This window comes from Pseudomonas sp. LBUM1653, from assembly GCF_059716115.1.
Genome location: NZ_CP166803.1, coordinates 5586233 through 5604510, shown reverse-complemented (window position 1 = coordinate 5604510; position 18278 = coordinate 5586233). Strand labels below are relative to the sequence as shown.

Annotated in this window: 17 protein-coding genes; 15 read left to right on the top strand and 2 right to left on the bottom strand. The window is 60.4% G+C overall.

Annotated elements, in window-relative coordinates; genetic code table 11:
* Positions 1–180 precede the first annotated feature (180 nt).
* Genes ACA054_RS25205 through ACA054_RS25190 form a run of 4 tightly spaced genes read left to right on the top strand, consistent with a single transcriptional unit; the run spans position 181 to position 4539 of the window.
* On the top strand, positions 181–651 hold the full coding sequence (locus tag ACA054_RS25205; protein ID WP_008066557.1) for a (2Fe-2S)-binding protein: 471 nt from the start codon (positions 181–183) through the stop codon (positions 649–651).
* The gene (locus ACA054_RS25200; RefSeq protein WP_497686678.1) at positions 648–2969 is read left to right on the top strand and encodes a xanthine dehydrogenase family protein molybdopterin-binding subunit; all 2322 of its coding nucleotides are present in this window, start codon (positions 648–650) and stop codon (positions 2967–2969) included. Before ACA054_RS25205 ends, ACA054_RS25200 begins: the two co-directional genes overlap by 4 nt.
* Positions 2969–3952, top strand: a complete 984-nt coding sequence (locus tag ACA054_RS25195; RefSeq protein ID WP_497690367.1) for an XdhC family protein — start codon at positions 2969–2971, stop codon at positions 3950–3952. Before ACA054_RS25200 ends, ACA054_RS25195 begins: the two co-directional genes overlap by 1 nt.
* Positions 3949–4539, top strand: coding sequence for a nucleotidyltransferase family protein (locus tag ACA054_RS25190; protein ID WP_497686677.1), 591 nt, complete (start codon positions 3949–3951; stop codon positions 4537–4539). Before ACA054_RS25195 ends, ACA054_RS25190 begins: the two co-directional genes overlap by 4 nt.
* A 201-nt stretch (positions 4540–4740) precedes the next feature.
* Here ACA054_RS25190 and rne read toward each other — a convergent pair whose 3' ends face one another.
* Complete coding sequence (gene rne / locus ACA054_RS25185) at positions 4741–7947, bottom strand: ribonuclease E (RefSeq protein WP_497686676.1); 3207 nt, start codon at positions 7945–7947, stop codon at positions 4741–4743.
* 702 nt (positions 7948–8649) lie between these two features.
* Between rne and rluC the strand changes: the two genes are divergently transcribed.
* From rluC to ACA054_RS25170, 3 genes are read left to right on the top strand one after another with little or no spacing between them, the layout of a single operon-like run.
* A complete protein-coding gene (gene rluC, locus ACA054_RS25180) occupies positions 8650–9612 on the top strand; it encodes a 23S rRNA pseudouridine(955/2504/2580) synthase RluC (protein ID WP_497686675.1) in 963 nt (320 codons plus the stop codon).
* On the top strand, positions 9599–10261 hold the full coding sequence (locus tag ACA054_RS25175; protein WP_497686674.1) for an HAD-IA family hydrolase: 663 nt from the start codon (positions 9599–9601) through the stop codon (positions 10259–10261). The genes rluC and ACA054_RS25175 overlap by 14 nt, the downstream gene beginning before the upstream one ends.
* 24 nt (positions 10262–10285) lie before the next feature.
* Complete coding sequence (locus ACA054_RS25170; protein ID WP_497686673.1) at positions 10286–11275, top strand: S49 family peptidase; 990 nt, start codon at positions 10286–10288, stop codon at positions 11273–11275.
* 157 nt (positions 11276–11432) lie between these two features.
* Here ACA054_RS25170 and ACA054_RS25165 read toward each other — a convergent pair whose 3' ends face one another.
* Positions 11433–12011 carry a Maf family protein gene (locus ACA054_RS25165; RefSeq protein ID WP_497686672.1) on the bottom strand — a complete coding sequence of 193 codons (579 nt, stop codon included), beginning with the start codon at positions 12009–12011 and terminating at the stop codon, positions 11433–11435.
* Positions 12012–12116: 105 nt separating this feature from the next.
* On the opposite strand from ACA054_RS25165, the gene ACA054_RS25160 reads away from it, so the two are divergent.
* The 8 genes from ACA054_RS25160 (at position 12117) to pabC (ending at position 18276) form a co-directional block, all read left to right on the top strand.
* Positions 12117–12644, top strand: coding sequence for a YceD family protein (locus tag ACA054_RS25160; protein ID WP_008066540.1), 528 nt, complete (start codon positions 12117–12119; stop codon positions 12642–12644).
* Between the two features lie 13 nt (positions 12645–12657).
* On the top strand, positions 12658–12840 hold the full coding sequence (gene rpmF, locus ACA054_RS25155) for a 50S ribosomal protein L32 (protein ID WP_003179396.1): 183 nt from the start codon (positions 12658–12660) through the stop codon (positions 12838–12840).
* A 4-nt stretch (positions 12841–12844) separates the two neighbouring features.
* Entirely contained in the window at positions 12845–13855 is a 1011-nt protein-coding gene (plsX, locus tag ACA054_RS25150) for a phosphate acyltransferase PlsX (protein ID WP_497686671.1), read from the top strand.
* A gap of 124 nt (positions 13856–13979) precedes the next feature.
* Positions 13980–14918 (top strand): ACP S-malonyltransferase, encoded by a 939-nt coding sequence (fabD, locus tag ACA054_RS25145; protein WP_497686670.1) that lies wholly within the window; start codon positions 13980–13982, stop codon positions 14916–14918.
* 16 nt (positions 14919–14934) lie between these two features.
* The gene (fabG, locus tag ACA054_RS25140) at positions 14935–15678 is read left to right on the top strand and encodes a 3-oxoacyl-ACP reductase FabG (RefSeq protein WP_497686669.1); all 744 of its coding nucleotides are present in this window, start codon (positions 14935–14937) and stop codon (positions 15676–15678) included.
* Positions 15679–15869: 191 nt separating this feature from the next.
* Entirely contained in the window at positions 15870–16106 is a 237-nt protein-coding gene (gene acpP, locus ACA054_RS25135) for an acyl carrier protein (protein ID WP_007987170.1), read from the top strand.
* A 110-nt stretch (positions 16107–16216) separates the two neighbouring features.
* Positions 16217–17461, top strand: a complete 1245-nt coding sequence (gene fabF, locus ACA054_RS25130; protein ID WP_497686668.1) for a beta-ketoacyl-ACP synthase II — start codon at positions 16217–16219, stop codon at positions 17459–17461.
* On the top strand, positions 17461–18276 hold the full coding sequence (gene pabC, locus ACA054_RS25125) for an aminodeoxychorismate lyase (RefSeq protein WP_497686667.1): 816 nt from the start codon (positions 17461–17463) through the stop codon (positions 18274–18276). Before fabF ends, pabC begins: the two co-directional genes overlap by 1 nt.
* Positions 18277–18278 lie beyond the last annotated feature (2 nt).

Here is an 18278-nt window from a genome sequence, read left to right as displayed (position 1 = left end):
TTGTTAATACAGGCTTAATCTGGTCTGCTGACGATGCAAGCATTTGCTCCACCAAAGGCCCGGTGCAGACGTGTCCGTTCGCACAAGAGAGCCCATTAGCCTGAGCCGATCTGTGTTACCAACCAAGATCCAGTGGCAGATTGCTCGACCCCATAACTCAAGCACTATGCGGGCGTGCCCATGATTACCCTGAAACTCAACGGTCAAGACCATCCACTCGACGTCACCGAGGATATGCCCTTGCTCTGGGCGATCCGCGACGTAGCCGGTTACAACGGCACCAAGTTTGGCTGTGGCATGGGCCTTTGCGGCGCCTGCACCATTCATATCGAAGGTGCCCCGGCGCGCAGTTGCATCACGCCGATTGGCTCGGTGGTCGGCCAGAACGTCACCACCATCGACAACCTGCATGCCGACCCTGTCGGCAAAGTCGTGCAGCAAGCCTGGCTCGATACGGCCGTGGCCCAATGCGGTTACTGCCAGGGTGGGCAGATCATGTCCGCCACCGCGCTGCTCAAGACCAATCCAGACCCGAGCGATGAGCAGATCGAAGAGGCGATGGTCGGCAACATCTGCCGCTGCGGCACTTATAACCGCATCAAGACTGCCATCCGCCAGGCGTCCACTCACCTGAAGGAGGCCAAGGCATGAGCCGGTTACCGAATGATTTCGCCCTGAGCAACCTCAGTCGGCGGGGTTTCCTCAAGGGCGTGGGTGCCACCAGTGCGCTGGTGGTCGCCGCGAGTTGGGGCTGGCAAGACGCGTTTGCCGAAGAGACGCAGAAAAAGTTCGGTGCCGACGGCATGCCCCACGGCTGGATCGACGATCCCAAGGTTTATGTGAGCATTGCCACTGATGGCACGGTGACGGTGGTCTGCAACCGTTCGGAAATGGGCCAGGGCGTACGGACCAGCCTGACCATGGTGGTGGCCGATGAACTGGAAGCCGATTGGGCGCGGGTCAAGGTGCAACAGGCGCCGGGCGATGAAGTGCGGTTCGGCAACCAGGACACCGACGGCTCGCGCAGCATGCGTCACTGGTACGAACCGATGCGCCGCTGTGGAGCCGCCGCTCGGACCATGCTGGAACAGGCGGCCGCCGAGCAATGGAAAGTGCCGGTCGGCGAATGTCATGCGCAGCTACATAAAGTCATCCATAAGCCTTCCGGTCGCGAACTGGAGTATGGCGCCCTGGCCGCCGCTGCCGGCGCCCTGGCCGTGCCGGCCCGAGACAGCTTGCGACTCAAGCAGCCCTCGGAGTTTCGCTATATCGGCAAGGAAGGCAACAAGGCCATCGATGGCGAGGACATCGTCAACGGTCGCGCGGTATACGGCGCAGACGTGCATTTCGATGGCATGCTGTTCGCCACCATTGCCCGGCCGGCGGTGTACGGCGGCAAGGTCAAGAGCTTCGATGGCAGCGCCGCGATGAAAGTGCCGGGGGTGGTCAAGGTCATTCAGATCGAAAGCCGTCCCTTGCCCTCGGAGTTTCAACCCCTGGGCGGCATCGCGGTGGTGGCCAGTAACACCTGGGCGGCAATCAAGGGGCGCGATGCGCTGAAAATCGAATGGGACGACGGCCCCAACGCCAGCTACGACTCGATCGCCTACCGCAAGGAGCTGGAGGCTGCCTCGCTCAAGCCCGGCAAAGTGGTGCGCAATACCGGCAACATCGATGACGCCATGGGCAATGCCGTCAGCACGCTGGAGGCCTCCTACTATTTGCCGCACCTGTCACAGTCACCCATGGAACCGATGGTCGCCATCGCTCGCTACAAGGCTGGCGCGTGCGAAGCCTGGGGGCCAAGCCAGGCGCCACAGGTCACCCGCGAGCGCATCGGCGAACGCCTGGGCGTGCCATTCGATAAGGTCACGTTCAACGTGACGCTGCTGGGCGGTGGCTTCGGGCGCAAGTCCAAACCCGACTTCATCATCGAAGCGGCCATTCTGGCCAAGGAATTCCCCGGCAAGGCGGTGCGGGTGCAATGGACCCGTGAAGATGATATTCACTGCTCCTATTTTCACACGGTGTCGGCCGAGTACCTCAAAGCCAGTCTGAACAAGGACGGCTTGCCCTCCGGCTGGCTGCACCGCACGGTGGCGCCGAGCATCACCGCGTTGTTCGCGCCGGGCATGAACCACGAGGCCGCCTTCGAGTTGGGCATGGGCTTCACCAACATGGCCTACGCGATTCCCAACATTCGCCTGGAAAACCCCGAGGCCACCATCCATACGCGGGTTGGCTGGTTTCGCTCGGTGTCGAACATCCCCCACGGTTTTGCGATCCAGAGTTTCATCGATGAGCTGGCGCACAAGGCCGGGGAGGACCCGCTCAAGTACCAGGTCAGGTTGCTCGGCCCGGACCGTCAGATCGATCCGCGCACCTTGAGTGAAGAGTGGAACTACGGTGAATCGCCCGAGCGTTATCCGATCGACACCGCGCGTTTGCGTACGGTACTGGAAACCGCCGCCAAGGCTGCCGGCTGGGGGCGCGAGTTGCCCAAGGGTCGCGGCCTGGGCCTGGCGGTGCATTACAGCTTCGTGACCTACGTGGCGGCGGTGATCGAAGTTGAAGTCAAAGACGATGGTACCTTGATCGTGCACAAAGCCGACATCGCCGTGGATTGCGGGCCGCAGATCAACCCCGAGCGGATTCGCGCGCAGTTCGAAGGCGCATGCGTCATGGGCCTGGGCAACGCGGTGGTGGGCGAAATCAGCTTCAAGGACGGCAAGGTCCAGCAGGACAACTTCCACATGTACGAAGTGGCGCGCATGTCCCTGGCGCCCAAGGAAGTCGCAGTACACCTGGTCACGCCGCCGGGCAACGTGCCGTTGGGTGGTGTCGGCGAACCGGGTGTGCCGCCGATTGCACCGGCACTGTGCAACGCGATCTTCGCCGCCACCGGCAAGCGTATCCGCAACCTGCCGATCCGATATCAATTGCAGGGTTGGCAGAAGGTCGAGGCATGATGGACAGTGCCGATCTGAATGTCCTGCGCAGCGTGCTCGAGTGGCGCCGCGCCGGCCAGCGGGTGATGTTGTACAGCGTCGTGCAGACCTGGGGCACCGCGCCCCGGGCGCCTGGCGCCATGCTGGCGTTGCGCGAGGACGGCGTGGTGATTGGCTCGGTGTCCGGTGGTTGTGTCGAGGACGACCTGATTGCCCGCTTGCATGACGGTCGCATTGCGGTCGACGGACCGCCGGTGCAACTGATCACCTACGGCGTGACTCGTGAGGAAGCGGCGCGCTTCGGTTTACCCTGCGGCGGCACTTTGCGCTTGACCGAGGAGCGCGTTGGCGATGCGGATTGGGTCGCTGACTTGCTGGCCCATTGTGAGGCGCATGAACTTGTCGCGCGCGAACTGAACCTGGAAACCGGCGAGGTGGTTTTAGGGCAGGCCGGCAAGTCTGATGTCCTGACGTTCGATGAGCTCACATTGCGCGCTATTTACGGCCCGCGCTGGCGCCTGTTGCTGATCGGTGCGGGGCAGTTGTCCCGGTATGTTGCCGAGATGGCACGGCTACTGGATTTCGAGGTACTGATCTGCGATCCGCGCACCGAGTTTGTCTATGGTTGGGAAGCGCAGCACGGACGATTTGTCTCGGGCATGCCCGACGAGGCGGTACTGAGCATCAAGACCGACGAACGTACCGCCATCATCGCCCTGACTCACGACCCGCGGCTGGATGACATGGCGTTGCTGACCGCGCTCGACTCCCGGGCTTTTTATGTCGGCGCACTCGGCTCGCGGGTCAACAGCCAAAAGCGCCGGGACAACCTGGCTCAACTCGGTTTGTCACCGCAGGCCATTGAACGGCTGCACGGCCCGATCGGTTTGCACATTGGCAGTCATAGCCCGGCGGAAATCGCCCTGTCGCTGATGGCCGAGATTGTGGCGATCAAAAATGGCATCGAGTTGAAACAGAAGAAACCGCTACGGGAGGGTGTATGAGTGAGTCCATCGGCGTCATCGTGTTGGCGGCAGGGCAGGGCAGCCGGTTTCGACAGGTGGCGGGCACCGAAAAGGACAAGTTGTTGGCGGACTGCGTCGGTCGTGATGGCGCTGTTCGATCGGTCATCGAACAAGTTCTGGTGAACCTGCCTTCAACGTTGGAAAAGCGCATTTTGGTGACCACGGCCGATCGCCCGCAAGTGAGCCGCATGGCCAAGGCCTATGGCTGTGAGATCGTCCAGATCGAATCGACCGGGATGGGCGACAGCATTGCGGCCGGGGTGGCGGCTTGTGCGCAGCTCGATGGTTGGCTGATGGTGCTGGGGGATATGCCGTTCATCCTGCCGTCGAGCATCGAACAAGTTGTGGCTCAAATGGCCGATGACTGCATCAGCGTGCCGGTACAGGAGGGTGAGTACGGGCATCCGGTGGGCTTTGGGCGCGGTTTTGGTCCGGGGTTGATGGCGTTAGCGGGTGATCGTGGGGCGAAGGCGTTGTTTGCGCAGGGGCGTGTGGTTGAAGTGAGGGTGAATGATCCCGGTGTGTTGTGGGATGTGGATGTGCCTGAGAAGCTGAACTTCAAGTAATCACAGATCCCCTGTGGGAGCGAGCTTGCTCCGGGCGGCGTTCCGACGATTGCGGTTCATCATCTAGCATAAAAATTGACTGACAGACCGCTATCGCGAGCAAGCTCGCTCCCACATGGGCTTGGTGAAACTGTCAGGAATGCAGGTACAAAAAAGCCCCGCCCGGGATCACCAGGCGGGGCTTTTCAATTGCCGAGGGAATCAGACGAGAGGTTTAGGCTCGTGCTCTTTTTCCTGGGCTTGCTCGTGTTGCTCTACCGCTTCCTGATCGGAGCGAGGTGCTTCGGCAATCACCGACTCAACCGGCTCGGCAGCAACCGGTGCTGGCTCGGCAGCGACAACCTGGGCAGCAGCAGCCAGTTCGGCTTCCTTCTGCAGACGCTCTTCTTCACGCTTGCGGCGACGCACTTCACGTGGGTCGTTCGGTGCGCGGCCACTTGGCGTCAGGGCGCTGACAGGAGCGGCTTCAACCACCGGAGCAGGCACTTCGGCAACAACCGGCGCTTCAACCTCTGGAGCTGGCTCGGCAGCGGCAATCACTGGCTCGGAGACCAACGCTTGCGCCACTTCGGCTTCAGCAACGGGTGCTGGAGCAGGCGTTTCGGCCACAGCCGGCTCGGCAACCCAGTTGAACGCGGTTTGCTCTTCGCGTACTTCACGAACGGCTTCAGTGACGGTTTCAGTCACTGTTTCGCTAACCGGTTCTGCAACCACGGCTGGTTCAGCGGCAGCTTCAACCACAGGCTGTGCTTCTGGCGCTGGTGCCACTTCGATTTCCGGCGATGCGGTCGCTTCGACCGGAGTCGTCGCTTCCACGATTGGCGCTTCGACCGGAGCTGTTTCCAGGGTAGCGGCAGTGGCGCGTTCGGCTTGCTCGTTGGCCTGTGCTTCGGCCGGAGCGCTGATCACGCTGCTGGCGACGGCTGCGGTAACAGCCAGGCCCGCGGCTAGGTCGGCAGTGCTTGGCGCTTCATTGCTTTCGCCGGCTTCGGACTCATCCGAACCCTCGATCACGTTGCCGTTGGCATCACGCTGACGCTCGCGACGGTTGCTGCGACGACGCTGGCCACGGGAGCGGCGGCGTGGGCGATCGCCTTCGGCGCCTTCCTGACCCTCTTCCTGCAGTTGCTCTTCGTTGCCGGTCAACTCTTCTTCGGCGACAGCAGCCGCTTGTTCGGCACGTGGTTGACGTTCTTCACGCGGTGGGCGTGGAGCGCGTTCTTCGCGTGGCGGGCGGGCCGGGCGTTCTTCAGTGGTAGCGGCAGCAATATCGGCGACAGCAGCAGCGGCAGGAGCGGCAGCATCCAGAGGCTCGCGCAGTTCACGCACACGCTCTTCACGCTCGCCACGTGGCTTGCGATCTTCGCGCGGGGCGCGCGGAGCGCGTTCTTCACGTGGGGCGCGCGGAGCGCGTTCTTCTCGTTGGGCGCGTTCTTCGCGGGCTACGGCTGGCGTTTCTTCACGTACTTCGCGGGGCTCGCGTACTTCGCGTGGCTGGCGCTCTTCGCGCGGTTCGCGTGGGGCGCGTTCCTCACGGGGGGCGCGCTCTTCACGAGGCTTGCGCTCTTCATCGCGGCGACCGTTACGGGTGCGGCTCTGCTGGCGGCCGTTGCGACGTTCTTCGTTGCTACGGGCTGGACGCTCGGTGGCAGCCGGTTTCTCAACCACGGCTGGAGCGACAGGCTCTTCCTTGGTGGCGAACAGGCTGACCAGCGACTTCACCAAGCCTTTGAACAGGCTTGGCTCTGGTACGGCGACAGGTGCGACAACCGGAGCGGCGACGACTTCGGTCGGAACCGGAGCGTTGGCGCGGGCTGGAGCCGTCTTGACCGCGGCTTCCTGGCGAACCAGGGTGCGGGTCGCGGCAGCTGGCTGCACTTCTTCCACTTCGGCAGCGGCAGCAGCGATTTCGTAGCTGGACTGGTTGATTGCAGCTTCCGGGCTGTCATCACGCAGGCGCTGCACTTCGAAGTGCGGCGTTTCGAGGTGATCGTTCGGCAGGATGACGATGCGGGCACGGGTGCGCAGTTCGATCTTGGTGATCGAGTTGCGTTTTTCGTTGAGCAGGAACGCGGCCACCGGGATCGGCACTTGTGCACGAACTTCGGCGGTACGGTCTTTCAGGGCTTCTTCTTCGATCAGGCGCAGGATCGCCAGGGACAGCGATTCAACGTCACGAATGATGCCGGTGCCGTTGCAGCGTGGGCAGACGATGCCGCTGCTTTCACCCAGGGAAGGACGCAGGCGCTGACGGGACATTTCCAGCAGGCCGAAGCGCGAGATGCGACCGACTTGCACGCGAGCGCGGTCGGCTTCCAGGCATTCGCGGACTTTTTCTTCCACGGCGCGCTGGTTCTTGGCAGGGGTCATGTCGATGAAGTCGATGACGATCAGGCCGCCGATGTCGCGCAGGCGCAACTGACGGGCGATTTCTTCGGCGGCTTCAAGGTTGGTCTGCAGGGCGGTTTCTTCGATATCGCTGCCTTTGGTGGCGCGTGCCGAGTTGATGTCGATGGACACCAGGGCTTCGGTCGGGTCGATAACGATGGAGCCACCGGAAGGCAGTTCGACGACGCGCTGGAAAGCGGTCTCGATCTGGCTTTCGATCTGGAAGCGGTTGAACAGCGGAACGCTGTCTTCGTACAGCTTGATCTTGCTGGCGTACTGCGGCATCACCTGGCGGATGAAGGTCAGGGCTTCGTCCTGGGCTTCAACGCTGTCGATCAGCACTTCGCCGATGTCCTGGCGCAGGTAATCGCGGATCGCGCGGATGATCACGTTGCTTTCCTGGTAGATCAGGAAAGGCGCGGAACGATCCAGCGAGGCTTCTTTGATAGCGGTCCACAATTGCAGCAGGTAGTCGAGGTCCCACTGCATTTCTTCGCTGCTGCGGCCCAGGCCGGCAGTGCGCACGATCAGGCCCATGTCGGCCGGTGCAACCAGGCCGTTCAGGGCTTCACGCAGTTCATTGCGCTCTTCACCTTCGATGCGACGGGAGATACCGCCGGCACGCGGGTTGTTCGGCATGAGTACCAGGTAACGACCGGCCAGGCTGATGAAGGTGGTCAGGGCGGCGCCCTTGTTGCCACGTTCTTCTTTTTCGACCTGAACGATGACTTCCTGGCCTTCGCTCAGGACGTCCTTGATGTTGACGCGGCCTTCTGGGGCTTTCTTGAAGTATTCGCGGGAGATTTCTTTGAGGGGCAGGAAGCCGTGGCGCTCAGAGCCGAAATCGACAAAGGCAGCCTCAAGGCTTGGTTCGATGCGAGTAATCCGGCCTTTATAGATGTTGGCCTTCTTCTGCTCGCGTGCACCGGATTCGATGTCCAGGTCGTAGAGGCGCTGGCCATCTACCAGTGCAACACGCAACTCTTCGGGTTGAGTTGCGTTAATCAGCATTCTTTTCATGTAGTACCGTCGGTTTCCGGGCTGCCGGAAACGGCGTTCGGCACACACGACTTCTCATGGTCGGTGTCAGGTGCGTCGGGAGTGGTTGGCCATTCCCGTGTCCAGCGATGTCCGGCCAATGTGGGCCTTCGTCGCGACGTACGCGTCCTGCTTGCTGTGGCTACTTAAGCACTCAGTCAGGAGGAGGAATCAACCGGCGGCTGTGGACGAGATGAAGCGTCTTGATAAAGCCTATTGCTACACAGGCCAGCGGTTGTGCATCTCCACCCTACACGTATCCCTGATAATTCGGGTGCTGCCGCGCGCAGAATCCGCAGCGGGTTGGCATTTACCGTGAGCTCCGAAAGGGGAGGTCACGCATCATGGCTAATTTAGGCGTTGTTTCCGAAGCGTTTCGCTCGGGGTCATTCGCAACTGACTGCACTTTGTGAACTGGCCGTGAATATTGGCTCGAAAAGCGAGTGAAAACTCTGCCTTGCGGTTTGATTCAGGCCTCATGTCACCTGCGCTCGTTACAGCTGCAAACTCCACCGTTAAGTAGCGAAAGCCCCGTAGGACGGCCTCGCGTCCTGGTGAATTGCGTTGGTCAGGGCCGGTTTTTGACCGTTGGTCCGCTGTCCAAGCCGCTTTTGGCGGCGTTCGCGACTATAGCAGTAATGATTAAGTGCTTCAATTCCATAAAAAATTGTTATCATTCCCGCCATGACGACGACTACCCCCCCGACTCCAAGCGTACAACTGCTTGAGGTCTCGCCGGAATATGCCGGCCAACGTATTGATAACTTCCTTCTCGCTCGGCTCAAAGGCGTGCCCAAGACCTTGATTTATCGCATTTTGCGCAAAGGCGAAGTGCGAGTGAACAAGGGCCGGATCAAGCCCGAATACAAGCTGCAGGCGGGCGATATCGTGCGCGTGCCGCCGGTTCGCGTGCCTGAGCGCGACGAGCCGGTGCCGCTGGCCCAGGGGCTGTTGCAGCGCCTGGAAGCCTCGATTGTCTTCGAAGACAAGGCTCTGATCGTGATCAACAAGCCCGCCGGCATTGCGGTTCACGGCGGTAGCGGCCTGACTTTCGGGGTGATCGAAGCCTTTCGTCAGTTGCGCCCCGATTGCAAAGAACTCGAACTGGTTCACCGTCTCGACCGTGATACGTCCGGCCTGTTGATGATCGCCAAGAAGCGCAGCATGTTGCGCCACTTGCACACCGCGTTGCGCGGTGATGGCGTCGACAAGCGCTACATGGCGTTGGTCCGCGGTAACTGGGCGAGCTCGATCAAGCAAGTCCGTGCGTCGCTGGGCAAGAGCAATCTGCGCTCCGGCGAGCGCATGGTCGAGGTCGACGAGGAGGAGGGCAAGGAGTCCGTGACCGTGTTCAAGGTCCTGCGCCGCTTCGGTGACTTCGCCACCCTGATCGAAGCCAAGCCAATTACCGGCCGGACTCACCAGATCCGTGTCCATACCTTGCACGCCGGGCATTGCATCGCTGGCGACACCAAGTATGGCGAAGAAGGTTTCAGCAAGGAAATCCGCGATCTGGGCGGCAAGCGCCTGTTCCTGCATGCCTACATGCTGACTGTGCCGTTGCCTGATGGCGGAGAGCTGAAGTTGCAGGCCCCGGTCGACGAGATGTGGGCCAAGACTGTGGAGCGATTGAGTGCGCCCTTCTGATTACAAGCTGCTGATCTTCGATTGGGACGGCACGCTGGCCGATTCCATTGGTCGGATTGTCGAGGCGATGCACGTGGCATCGCAGCGGTCCGGGTTTGAGCAGTGCGATGACTTTGCCGTCAAGGGCATCATCGGCCTGGGACTGCCGGAGGCGATTCGTACCCTGTATCCCGATATCGGCGATGCCGAGCTGATTGCCTTTCGTCAGCACTACGCCGATCACTACATCGCCTCGGAGGCGGTGCCTTCGCCCTTGTTCGAGGGCGTGGTCGAGTCGCTCGAGGCGTTTCGAGCCGAGGGCTATCATTTGGCCGTGGCCACGGGCAAGGCCCGTCGCGGGCTGGATCGGGTGTTGAAGTCTCACGGTTGGGAGGATTACTTCGATATCACCCGTGCCGCCGACGAGACGGCCAGCAAGCCCCATCCGTTGATGCTTGAGCAGATACTTGCCCATTGTGAGGTGCGTGCGGATCAGGCGCTGATGGTTGGCGATTCATCCTTCGACTTGCAGATGGCGCGTAATGCCGGCATGGATTCGGTGGCGGTCAGCTATGGCGCGCAATCGATCGAAGCGCTGAAGCTGTTCGAGCCGCGACTGAGCATCGATCGGTTTTCACAATTGCACGCCTGGCTGGGTCAGCGGGCTTAATACGTTATTGCTGGGGTAGATGGCATGGCCGACGAATGGAAAGCGCCCGCCAAGGCGAGCGCAGAGAGCGATGACGAAAAAAGCTGGAAGCTGCTGGAAAAGACCCTGTTGGCCGGTGTGCAGGAGCAGCGTCGCTCCCGGCGCTGGGGGATTTTCTTCAAGTTGCTGACCTTCGTGTACCTGTTTGTCGCGTTGGCGCTGTTTACGCCACTGATGGACATGGAGAAGGCCGCTACCCGCAGTGGCAACTACACCGCGTTGATCGACATCAACGGAATGATCGCTGACAAGGAGCCGGCCAGTGCCGACAATGTCGTGGGTAGCCTGCGGGCCGCCTTCGAAGACGAAAAGGTCAAGGGCGTCATTCTGCGTATTAACAGCCCGGGTGGCAGTCCGGTGCAGTCAGGTTACGTCTATGACGAGATCCGCCGTCTGCGTGGCCTGCATCCGGATACCAAGCTTTACGCGGTGATTTCCGATCTGGGCGCTTCCGGTGCGTATTACATCGCCAGTGCGGCGGACCAGATCTATGCCGACAAGGCGAGCCTGGTGGGCTCCATCGGGGTAACGGCGGCCGGGTACGGATTTGTCGGCACCATGGAGAAGTTGGGTGTGGAGCGTCGCACCTACACCTCGGGCGAGCACAAATCCTTCCTCGATCCGTTCCAGCCGCAGAAGCCTGAAGAAACGGCGTTCTGGCAGGGCGTGCTGGATACCACTCACAAGCAGTTCATCAATAGCGTCAAGCAGGGCCGTGGCGATCGCCTGAAAGACAAGGAGCATCCGGAGCTGTATTCCGGGCTGGTCTGGTCGGGTGAGCAGGCGCTGCCGCTGGGCTTGATCGATGGCCTGGGTAATGCCAGTTCGGTGGCCCGCGATGTGATCGGTGAGAAAGAGCTGGTGGATTTTACCGTTCAGGAATCGCCGTTCGATCGCTTCTCGAAGAAGCTCGGGGCCAGCGTGGCTGAGCATTTGGCGATGTGGATGGGGTTTCAAGGGCCGTCGTTGCGATAAGTGCTGTTTCTGTATAAATAACCGGCCCCTGGTAGCCGGTTTTTTTTTTTGAGCTCGTGCGCGACCTGTAGGAGCCGGCTTGCTGGCGATGGCGGCGTTCCTGGTACACCGCGCCATCCCATCGCCAGCAAGCCGGCTCCTAAAAGGAAGGGTGGGGTCAGGGGATTTGCACGCCTTCCGCCAGCAACATATCCACCAGGCGAATCAGCGGCAGGCCGACAAGGCTGGTGGCATCAGGGCCCTCGGTGCTCTGAAACAGACTCACCCCCAACCCTTCGGCCTTGAAGCTGCCAGCGCAGTCGTAGGGTTGTTCGGCGCGCAGATAGCGTTCGACGCGTTCGCTGTCGAGTGTGCGCATGTGCACCGTGAAAGGTACGCAGTCGACCTGGCAGTGACCGGTCTGGCTGTTCAGCAAGGCCAATCCGGTCAGGAACGTCACGCTGGCGCCGCTGGAGGCCAGCAGTTGCTCACGGGCCTTTTCGAAGGTGTGGGGCTTGCCGATGATCCGCTCGCCAAGCACCGCGACCTGGTCGGAACCGATAATCAGATGAGCGGTATGGCTGGCGGCCAGTGCGCGCGCTTTCTCTTCGGCGAGGCGTTTGACCAGCTCGATGGCGGATTCACCAGGGCGATGGCTTTCGTCGATGTCCGGCGATCTGCAGCTGAATGGCAGCTGCAGGCGGGCCAGCAAATCCCGGCGATAGACGGAGCTTGAAGCGAGTAATAAAGGCAGCATGCGCAACTCCAAATGACAGGCGCGAATTCTAGCGGGGCTTCCAAGTGACGGACAGGGTTGAATTTCCTTTGACATGGGCGGGTGCATCCCTATAATGCTGCGCCTATGTTGAATGACCCGATTCCACCTCACGTTGACCCGCGCAAATTGGCTGATCGTGGCACCACCCTCCAAGGTGAAATGCTGCTGGCCGATTTGAAGAGACTCTGCGACCCGCTTTCCGACAATGTCGGTACGGTGCAGGCTAAATTCGTTTTTGAACGAGATGAACGTAAATCTGTGGTCATCCACAGCTTTATCGACACTGAAGTCAAAATGGTTTGCCAGCGTTGTCTTGAGCTGGTCACCCTGCCGATCCATAGCGAATGCAGTTACGCTGTGGTGAAGGAGGGTGCGAATACCCAGTCGTTGCCGAAAGGTTATGACGTGCTGGAACTGGGCGAAGATCCTTTGGATCTGCAGTCACTGATCGAGGAGGAGCTTCTGCTCGCCTTGCCCATTGTGCCTGCTCATCATCCGGAAGAATGCCAGCAGCCGGCGGGAGCAGATGAGCCCGAACCGAGCGAGGACGAGGTAACGCGGTCCAACCCGTTCAGTGTATTGGCGCAGTTAAAGCGTGACCCAAACGTTTAGGAGTTAATCAATTATGGCTGTTCAGCAGAACAAAAAATCCCGCTCTGCCCGTGACATGCGCCGTTCGCACGACGCTCTCGAGGCTAGCACCCTGTCTGTAGAAAAAACCACCGGTGAAGTTCACCTGCGTCACCACGTATCGCCAGAAGGCGTATACCGTGGCCGTAAAGTGATCGACAAGGGCGCTGACGAGTAATCACTTGTCCGCTCAAGTCATCGCGATTGACGCAATGGGCGGGGACTTCGGTCCCCGCAGCATTGTCCAGGCCAGCCTTGCTTGCCTGTCTGCCACACCCTCGCTGCACCTGACCCTCGTCGGTCAACCCTCCCTCCTTGAAGAATTGATCGCTGGCCAATCGGCTGTGGATCGCGCGCGCCTGTCGATTACTCCGGCATCCGAAGTCATCGCCATGGACGAAAAACCTGCCCAGGCCCTGCGCGGCAAGCCCGACTCGTCGATGCGCGTGGCGCTTGAGTTGCTGCGTGATGGCAAGGTCCAGGCCTGTGTCAGCGCCGGTAATACCGGGGCGCTGATGGCGTTGTCGCGATTTGTGCTCAAGACCTTGCCGGGCATCGATCGGCCGGCCATGGTGGCGGCGATCCCGACGCAGAAAGGTTATTGCCAGTTGCTCGACCTGGGCGCCAATGTCGATTGCAGCGCCGAGCATCTGTTGCAGTTCGCGGTGATGGGCTCGGTTGCTGCCGAAACCTTGGGCATTGTGCGTCCGCGCGTGGCATTGCTGAACATCGGCACCGAGGACATCAAGGGCAATCAGCAGGTCAAGCTGGCTGCAACCTTGTTGCAAAGTGCCCGTGGTATCAACTACATCGGATTTGTCGAAGGTGACGGGTTGTACCGTGGCGAAGCGGATGTGGTGGTGTGTGACGGTTTTGTCGGCAACATCCTGCTCAAGTCCAGCGAGGGGCTGGCCACCATGATTGCCGGGCGCATCGAGGCGTTGTTCAAGAAAAGCCTGCCGTCACGCATGGTCGGAGCCTTGGCCTTGCCACTGATGAAGCGCCTGCAAGCCGACCTGGCACCTGCGCGACATAACGGCGCGAGCTTCCTCGGTTTGCAGGGGATTGTCGTAAAGAGTCACGGTTCTGCAGGGGTGCAGGGCTTTCAAAGTGCCATTTCCCGTGCTCTGATCGAGATCCAGGAAAACCTGCCGGAACGCATCCACGGTCGTCTGGAGGATTTGTTGCTTTAGGCGTTTTCGTCGGACAGTGCTTAAATGTGACCGCTTGGTTCAATTGGCCATCCAACTGTCAGTTTCTTGCGTCCCCAGAGCGGGACGCCAATTCTCGACGACAAGATCATTAGGGGCTTGTTACATGTCTGCTTCCCTCGCATTCGTCTTTCCGGGACAGGGTTCGCAGTCCCTCGGCATGCTGGCCGAGTTGGGCGCGCAATACCCGGTCGTCCTCGACACGTTCAAAGAAGCTTCCGATGCTCTGGGTTACGACCTGTGGGCACTGACCCAGCAAGGGCCGGAAGAACAACTCAACCAGACCGATAAAACCCAACCGGCGATTCTGACCGCTTCGATCGCCCTGTGGCGTCTGTGGCTGGCTGAAGGCGGTGCGCGCCCGGCTTATGTGGCCGGTCACAGCCTGGGCGAATACAGCGCTCTGGTAGCTGCAGGCAGCTTGAGCCTGGCTGACGCGGTGAAGCTCGTCGAGCGCCGTGGCCAACTGATGCAGGAAGCCGTTCCGGCGGGGCAGGGCGGCATGGCTGCCATCCTCGGTCTGGAAGACGCCGACGTACTGGCTGCCTGTGCCGAAGCGGCACAAGGCGAAGTGGTCAGCGCGGTCAACTTCAACTCCCCGGGGCAAGTGGTCGTTGCCGGCGCGAAGGCGGCGGTCGAGCGTGCCATTGAAGGCTGCAAGGCACGTGGCGCCAAGCGCGCCATGCCGTTGCCGGTCAGCGTGCCGTCGCACTGCGAACTGATGCGTCCGGCGGCCGAGCGTTTCGCCGAATCGATCGCGGCGATCGATTGGCAGGCCCCGCAGATCCCGGTCGTACAGAACGTCAGCGCCCAGGTGCCGGCGGATCTGGAAACCCTCAAGCGTGATCTGCTCGAGCAACTGTACAAGCCAGTACGCTGGGTAGAATCCGTGCAGACCCTGGCCGCCAAAGGCGCGACCAATCTGGTCGAATGCGGTCCGGGCAAAGTACTGGCCGGTCTGAACAAGCGCTGCGCCGAAGGCGTATCGACTTCCAATCTCAACACCCCAGACGCTTTCGCTGCCGCCCGTGCAGCGCTGGCCTGAATCAGGAGAAGCTTGCATGAGTCTGCAAGGTAAAGTTGCACTGGTCACCGGCGCGAGCCGCGGTATCGGCCAGGCCATCGCCCTGGAACTGGGTCGTCAGGGCGCCATCGTTGTGGGCACCGCGACCTCCGCTTCGGGTGCCGAGCGCATTGCCGCCACCCTGAAGGAAAACGGCATTCAGGGCACTGGCCTTGAGCTCAATGTCACCAGCGACGAGTCCGTGGCGGCTGTCCTGGCGAGCATTCAGGCGCAGTTCGGTGCGCCGGCGATCCTGGTCAATAATGCCGGCATCACCCGCGATAACCTGATGCTGCGCATGAAAGACGACGAGTGGCATGACGTGGTCGATACCAACCTGAACAGTCTGTTTCGCCTGTCCAAGGGCGTTTTGCGCGGTATGACCAAGGCCCGTTGGGGACGAATTATCAGTATTGGCTCGGTTGTGGGTGCCATGGGCAACGCAGGCCAAGTAAACTACGCTGCCGCCAAGGCCGGCCTGGAAGGTTTCAGCCGCTCACTGGCGCGTGAAGTCGGTTCGCGTTCGATTACGGTAAACTCGGTGACCCCAGGGTTCATCGATACCGATATGACTCGCGAACTACCCGAGGCACAGCGTGAAGCCTTGCAGACGCAGATTCCGCTGGGTCGTCTGGGGCAAGCTCAAGAGATCGCGTCTGTGGTCGCTTTTCTTGCGTCTGACGGTGCGGCTTACGTTACTGGGGCTACAATCCCGGTGAACGGCGGGATGTACATGAGTTAAATGTGACGGATCGTTTCAAAAAAATGTCATACGAGCTGTCTAAAATCCGTTATAAAGCTGCAATCTATTTATAGGCAGCGGGTCACCGGGTTTGAGGAGTGAAGCTTTCAGTTGAAAAGCTGAAAAGTCTTTCTATACACTTACCCACTGGCCAGCTGCCTGAATTTGTCCATTAGGAGTGAAAACAAGGTATGAGCACCATCGAAGAGCGCGTCAAGAAAATCGTTGCCGAGCAACTGGGCGTTAAAGAAGAAGAAGTGGTCAACACTGCTTCCTTCGTTGAAGACCTGGGTGCTGACTCCCTTGACACCGTTGAGCTGGTGATGGCTCTGGAAGAGGAATTCGAGACCGAAATCCCTGACGAAGAAGCTGAGAAGATCACTACTGTACAAGCTGCAATCGACTACGTTACTGCCCACCAGGCGTAATAGTTTGTAATCGTTGCTCGCTGTCATGGAAAAACCGCACTGCCATCATGGCGTGCGGTTTTTTCTTTAGGCCTGATGCAAAGTCGTCATTTGAAAAAAAGGAGAGTGCTGTGTCGCGTAGACGCGTCGTAGTCACCGGTATGGGTATGTTGTCGCCACTGGGCACTGATGTGCCAAGCAGCTGGCAGGGCATTCTGGCTGGCCGCAGTGGCATTGGTCTGATCGAACACACCGACCTTTCTGCCTATTCCACCCGTTTTGGCGGCTCGGTAAAGGGCTTCAATGTCGAGGAATACCTGTCGGTCAAGGAAGCTCGCAAGCTCGACCTGTTCATTCAGTACGGTCTGGCCGCAGGTTTTCAGGCAGTGCGCAATGCCGGTCTGGAAGTGACCGATGCCAACCGTGAGCGCATCGGCGTGGCCATGGGTTCGGGTATCGGTGGACTGACCAACATCGAAGAAACCAGTCGCACCTTGCATGAGACCGGTCCGCGACGGATTTCTCCGTTCTTCGTGCCTGGCTCGATCATCAACATGATTTCCGGTTTCCTGTCCATCCACCTGGGGGCACAGGGACCTAACTATGCCATCGCCACGGCGTGTACCACCGGTACGCACTGCATCGGCATGGCTGCTCGCAACATCATGTACGACGAAGCCGACGTGATGATCGCCGGCGGCGCCGAAATGGCAGCCTGCGGCCTGGGCATGGGCGGTTTCGGCGCCTCCCGCGCACTGTCGACCCGCAACGACGAGCCGACCCGCGCCAGCCGTCCATGGGACAAGGGCCGTGATGGCTTCGTATTGTCCAATGGCGCCGGTGCGCTGGTTCTGGAAGAGCTGGAACACGCCAGGGCCCGTGGCGCGACCATCTATGCCGAACTGATCGGTTTCGGTACCAGTGGCGACGCCTACCACATGACTTCGCCGCCAGCCGATGGCGCGGGGGCTGCACGTTGCATCACCAATGCACTGCGAGACGCCAAAATCAATGGCGATCAAGTGCAGTACATCAACGCCCACGGTACCTCGACGCCGGCTGGCGACCTCGCTGAAGTCAATGCAATCAAGTCGGTATTTGGCGAGCACGCCTACAAGTTGGCCGTCAGCTCGACCAAGTCGATGACCGGCCACTTGCTGGGCGCGGCGGGCGCGGTCGAAGCCATCTTCAGCGTGCTGGCGATCAACAGCCAGGTGGCGCCACCGACCATCAACCTCGATGAGCCGGACGATGGCTGCGACCTCGACTTCGTGCCGCACACCGCGCGCAACATGGATATCGATGTGGTCTTGTCCAACTCCTTCGGTTTTGGCGGCACCAACGGCTCGCTGGTGTTTCGCCGGTTTGCAGGCTGATGGACAGCTGGGTCGACGGTCAGCCGGCTGACGCATTGTCGCTGAAGGATCGCGGCCTGGCCTACGGCGACGGTCTGTTCGAGACCATCGCCGTGCATGATGGCTTTCCGGTCTTGCTGGATCGTCATATGGTGCGGCTGGCCAGGGGCTGCCGGCGGTTGGCAATCAATCTGGATCAGGGTGCTGTGGTCGCGGAATTGTTGACCTATGCCGAGCAACTGAACGAAGGTGTGCTCAAGCTGATCGTTACACGCGGCGACAGCCTGCGCGGTTACGCTTTCGATCCTTCGGCCCAGGCCCGTCGTATCCTGTCGGGTAATCCTCCTGCGGTTTACCCGGACGCCCATGCAGAGCAGGGCATTCGCCTGTTCCCGTGCACCACACGACTTTCCTTTCAACCCCTTCTCGCAGGGCTCAAGCACTTGAACCGACTTGAGCAGGTGATGGCGCGCGCCGAATGGCAGGACACCGAACATGCCGAAGGCTTGATGCTCGATCAGGCCGGTCGCGTGATCGAGGGCGTTTTCAGCAACCTGTTCCTGGTGCGTGACGGCGTGTTGATCACAGCGGATTTGAGCTGCTGCGGCGTAGAAGGTGTGATGCGTGCCGAGTTGTTGTCTCAGGCCGAATCTTTGGGCATCCCCATACAAATCACCGATATCACGCTTGAGCAGCTGCAAGGCGCTGACGAAGTCTTTGTCTGCAACAGCGTGTATGGCGTTTGGCCGGTGCGCGCCTATGCCGCACTGAGCTGGCCGGTTGGGCCGCTCACCCGTAAACTCCAAACCATTGCCCGCGCACTACTGGATGCTTGATA

Coding starts and splice junctions, on each gene's coding strand:
- ACA054_RS25205 (WP_008066557.1), top strand. CDS start 181: ATGATTACCCTGAAACTCAACGGTCAAGACCATCCACTCGACGTCACC.
- ACA054_RS25200 (WP_497686678.1), top strand. CDS start 648: ATGAGCCGGTTACCGAATGATTTCGCCCTGAGCAACCTCAGTCGGCGG.
- ACA054_RS25195 (WP_497690367.1), top strand. CDS start 2,969: ATGGACAGTGCCGATCTGAATGTCCTGCGCAGCGTGCTCGAGTGGCGC.
- ACA054_RS25190 (WP_497686677.1), top strand. CDS start 3,949: ATGAGTGAGTCCATCGGCGTCATCGTGTTGGCGGCAGGGCAGGGCAGC.
- rne (WP_497686676.1), bottom strand. CDS start 7,947: ATGAAAAGAATGCTGATTAACGCAACTCAACCCGAAGAGTTGCGTGTT.
- rluC (WP_497686675.1), top strand. CDS start 8,650: ATGACGACGACTACCCCCCCGACTCCAAGCGTACAACTGCTTGAGGTC.
- ACA054_RS25170 (WP_497686673.1), top strand. CDS start 10,286: ATGGCCGACGAATGGAAAGCGCCCGCCAAGGCGAGCGCAGAGAGCGAT.
- ACA054_RS25165 (WP_497686672.1), bottom strand. CDS start 12,011: ATGCTGCCTTTATTACTCGCTTCAAGCTCCGTCTATCGCCGGGATTTG.
- ACA054_RS25160 (WP_008066540.1), top strand. CDS start 12,117: ATGTTGAATGACCCGATTCCACCTCACGTTGACCCGCGCAAATTGGCT.
- rpmF (WP_003179396.1), top strand. CDS start 12,658: ATGGCTGTTCAGCAGAACAAAAAATCCCGCTCTGCCCGTGACATGCGC.
- fabD (WP_497686670.1), top strand. CDS start 13,980: ATGTCTGCTTCCCTCGCATTCGTCTTTCCGGGACAGGGTTCGCAGTCC.
- fabG (WP_497686669.1), top strand. CDS start 14,935: ATGAGTCTGCAAGGTAAAGTTGCACTGGTCACCGGCGCGAGCCGCGGT.
- acpP (WP_007987170.1), top strand. CDS start 15,870: ATGAGCACCATCGAAGAGCGCGTCAAGAAAATCGTTGCCGAGCAACTG.
- pabC (WP_497686667.1), top strand. CDS start 17,461: ATGGACAGCTGGGTCGACGGTCAGCCGGCTGACGCATTGTCGCTGAAG.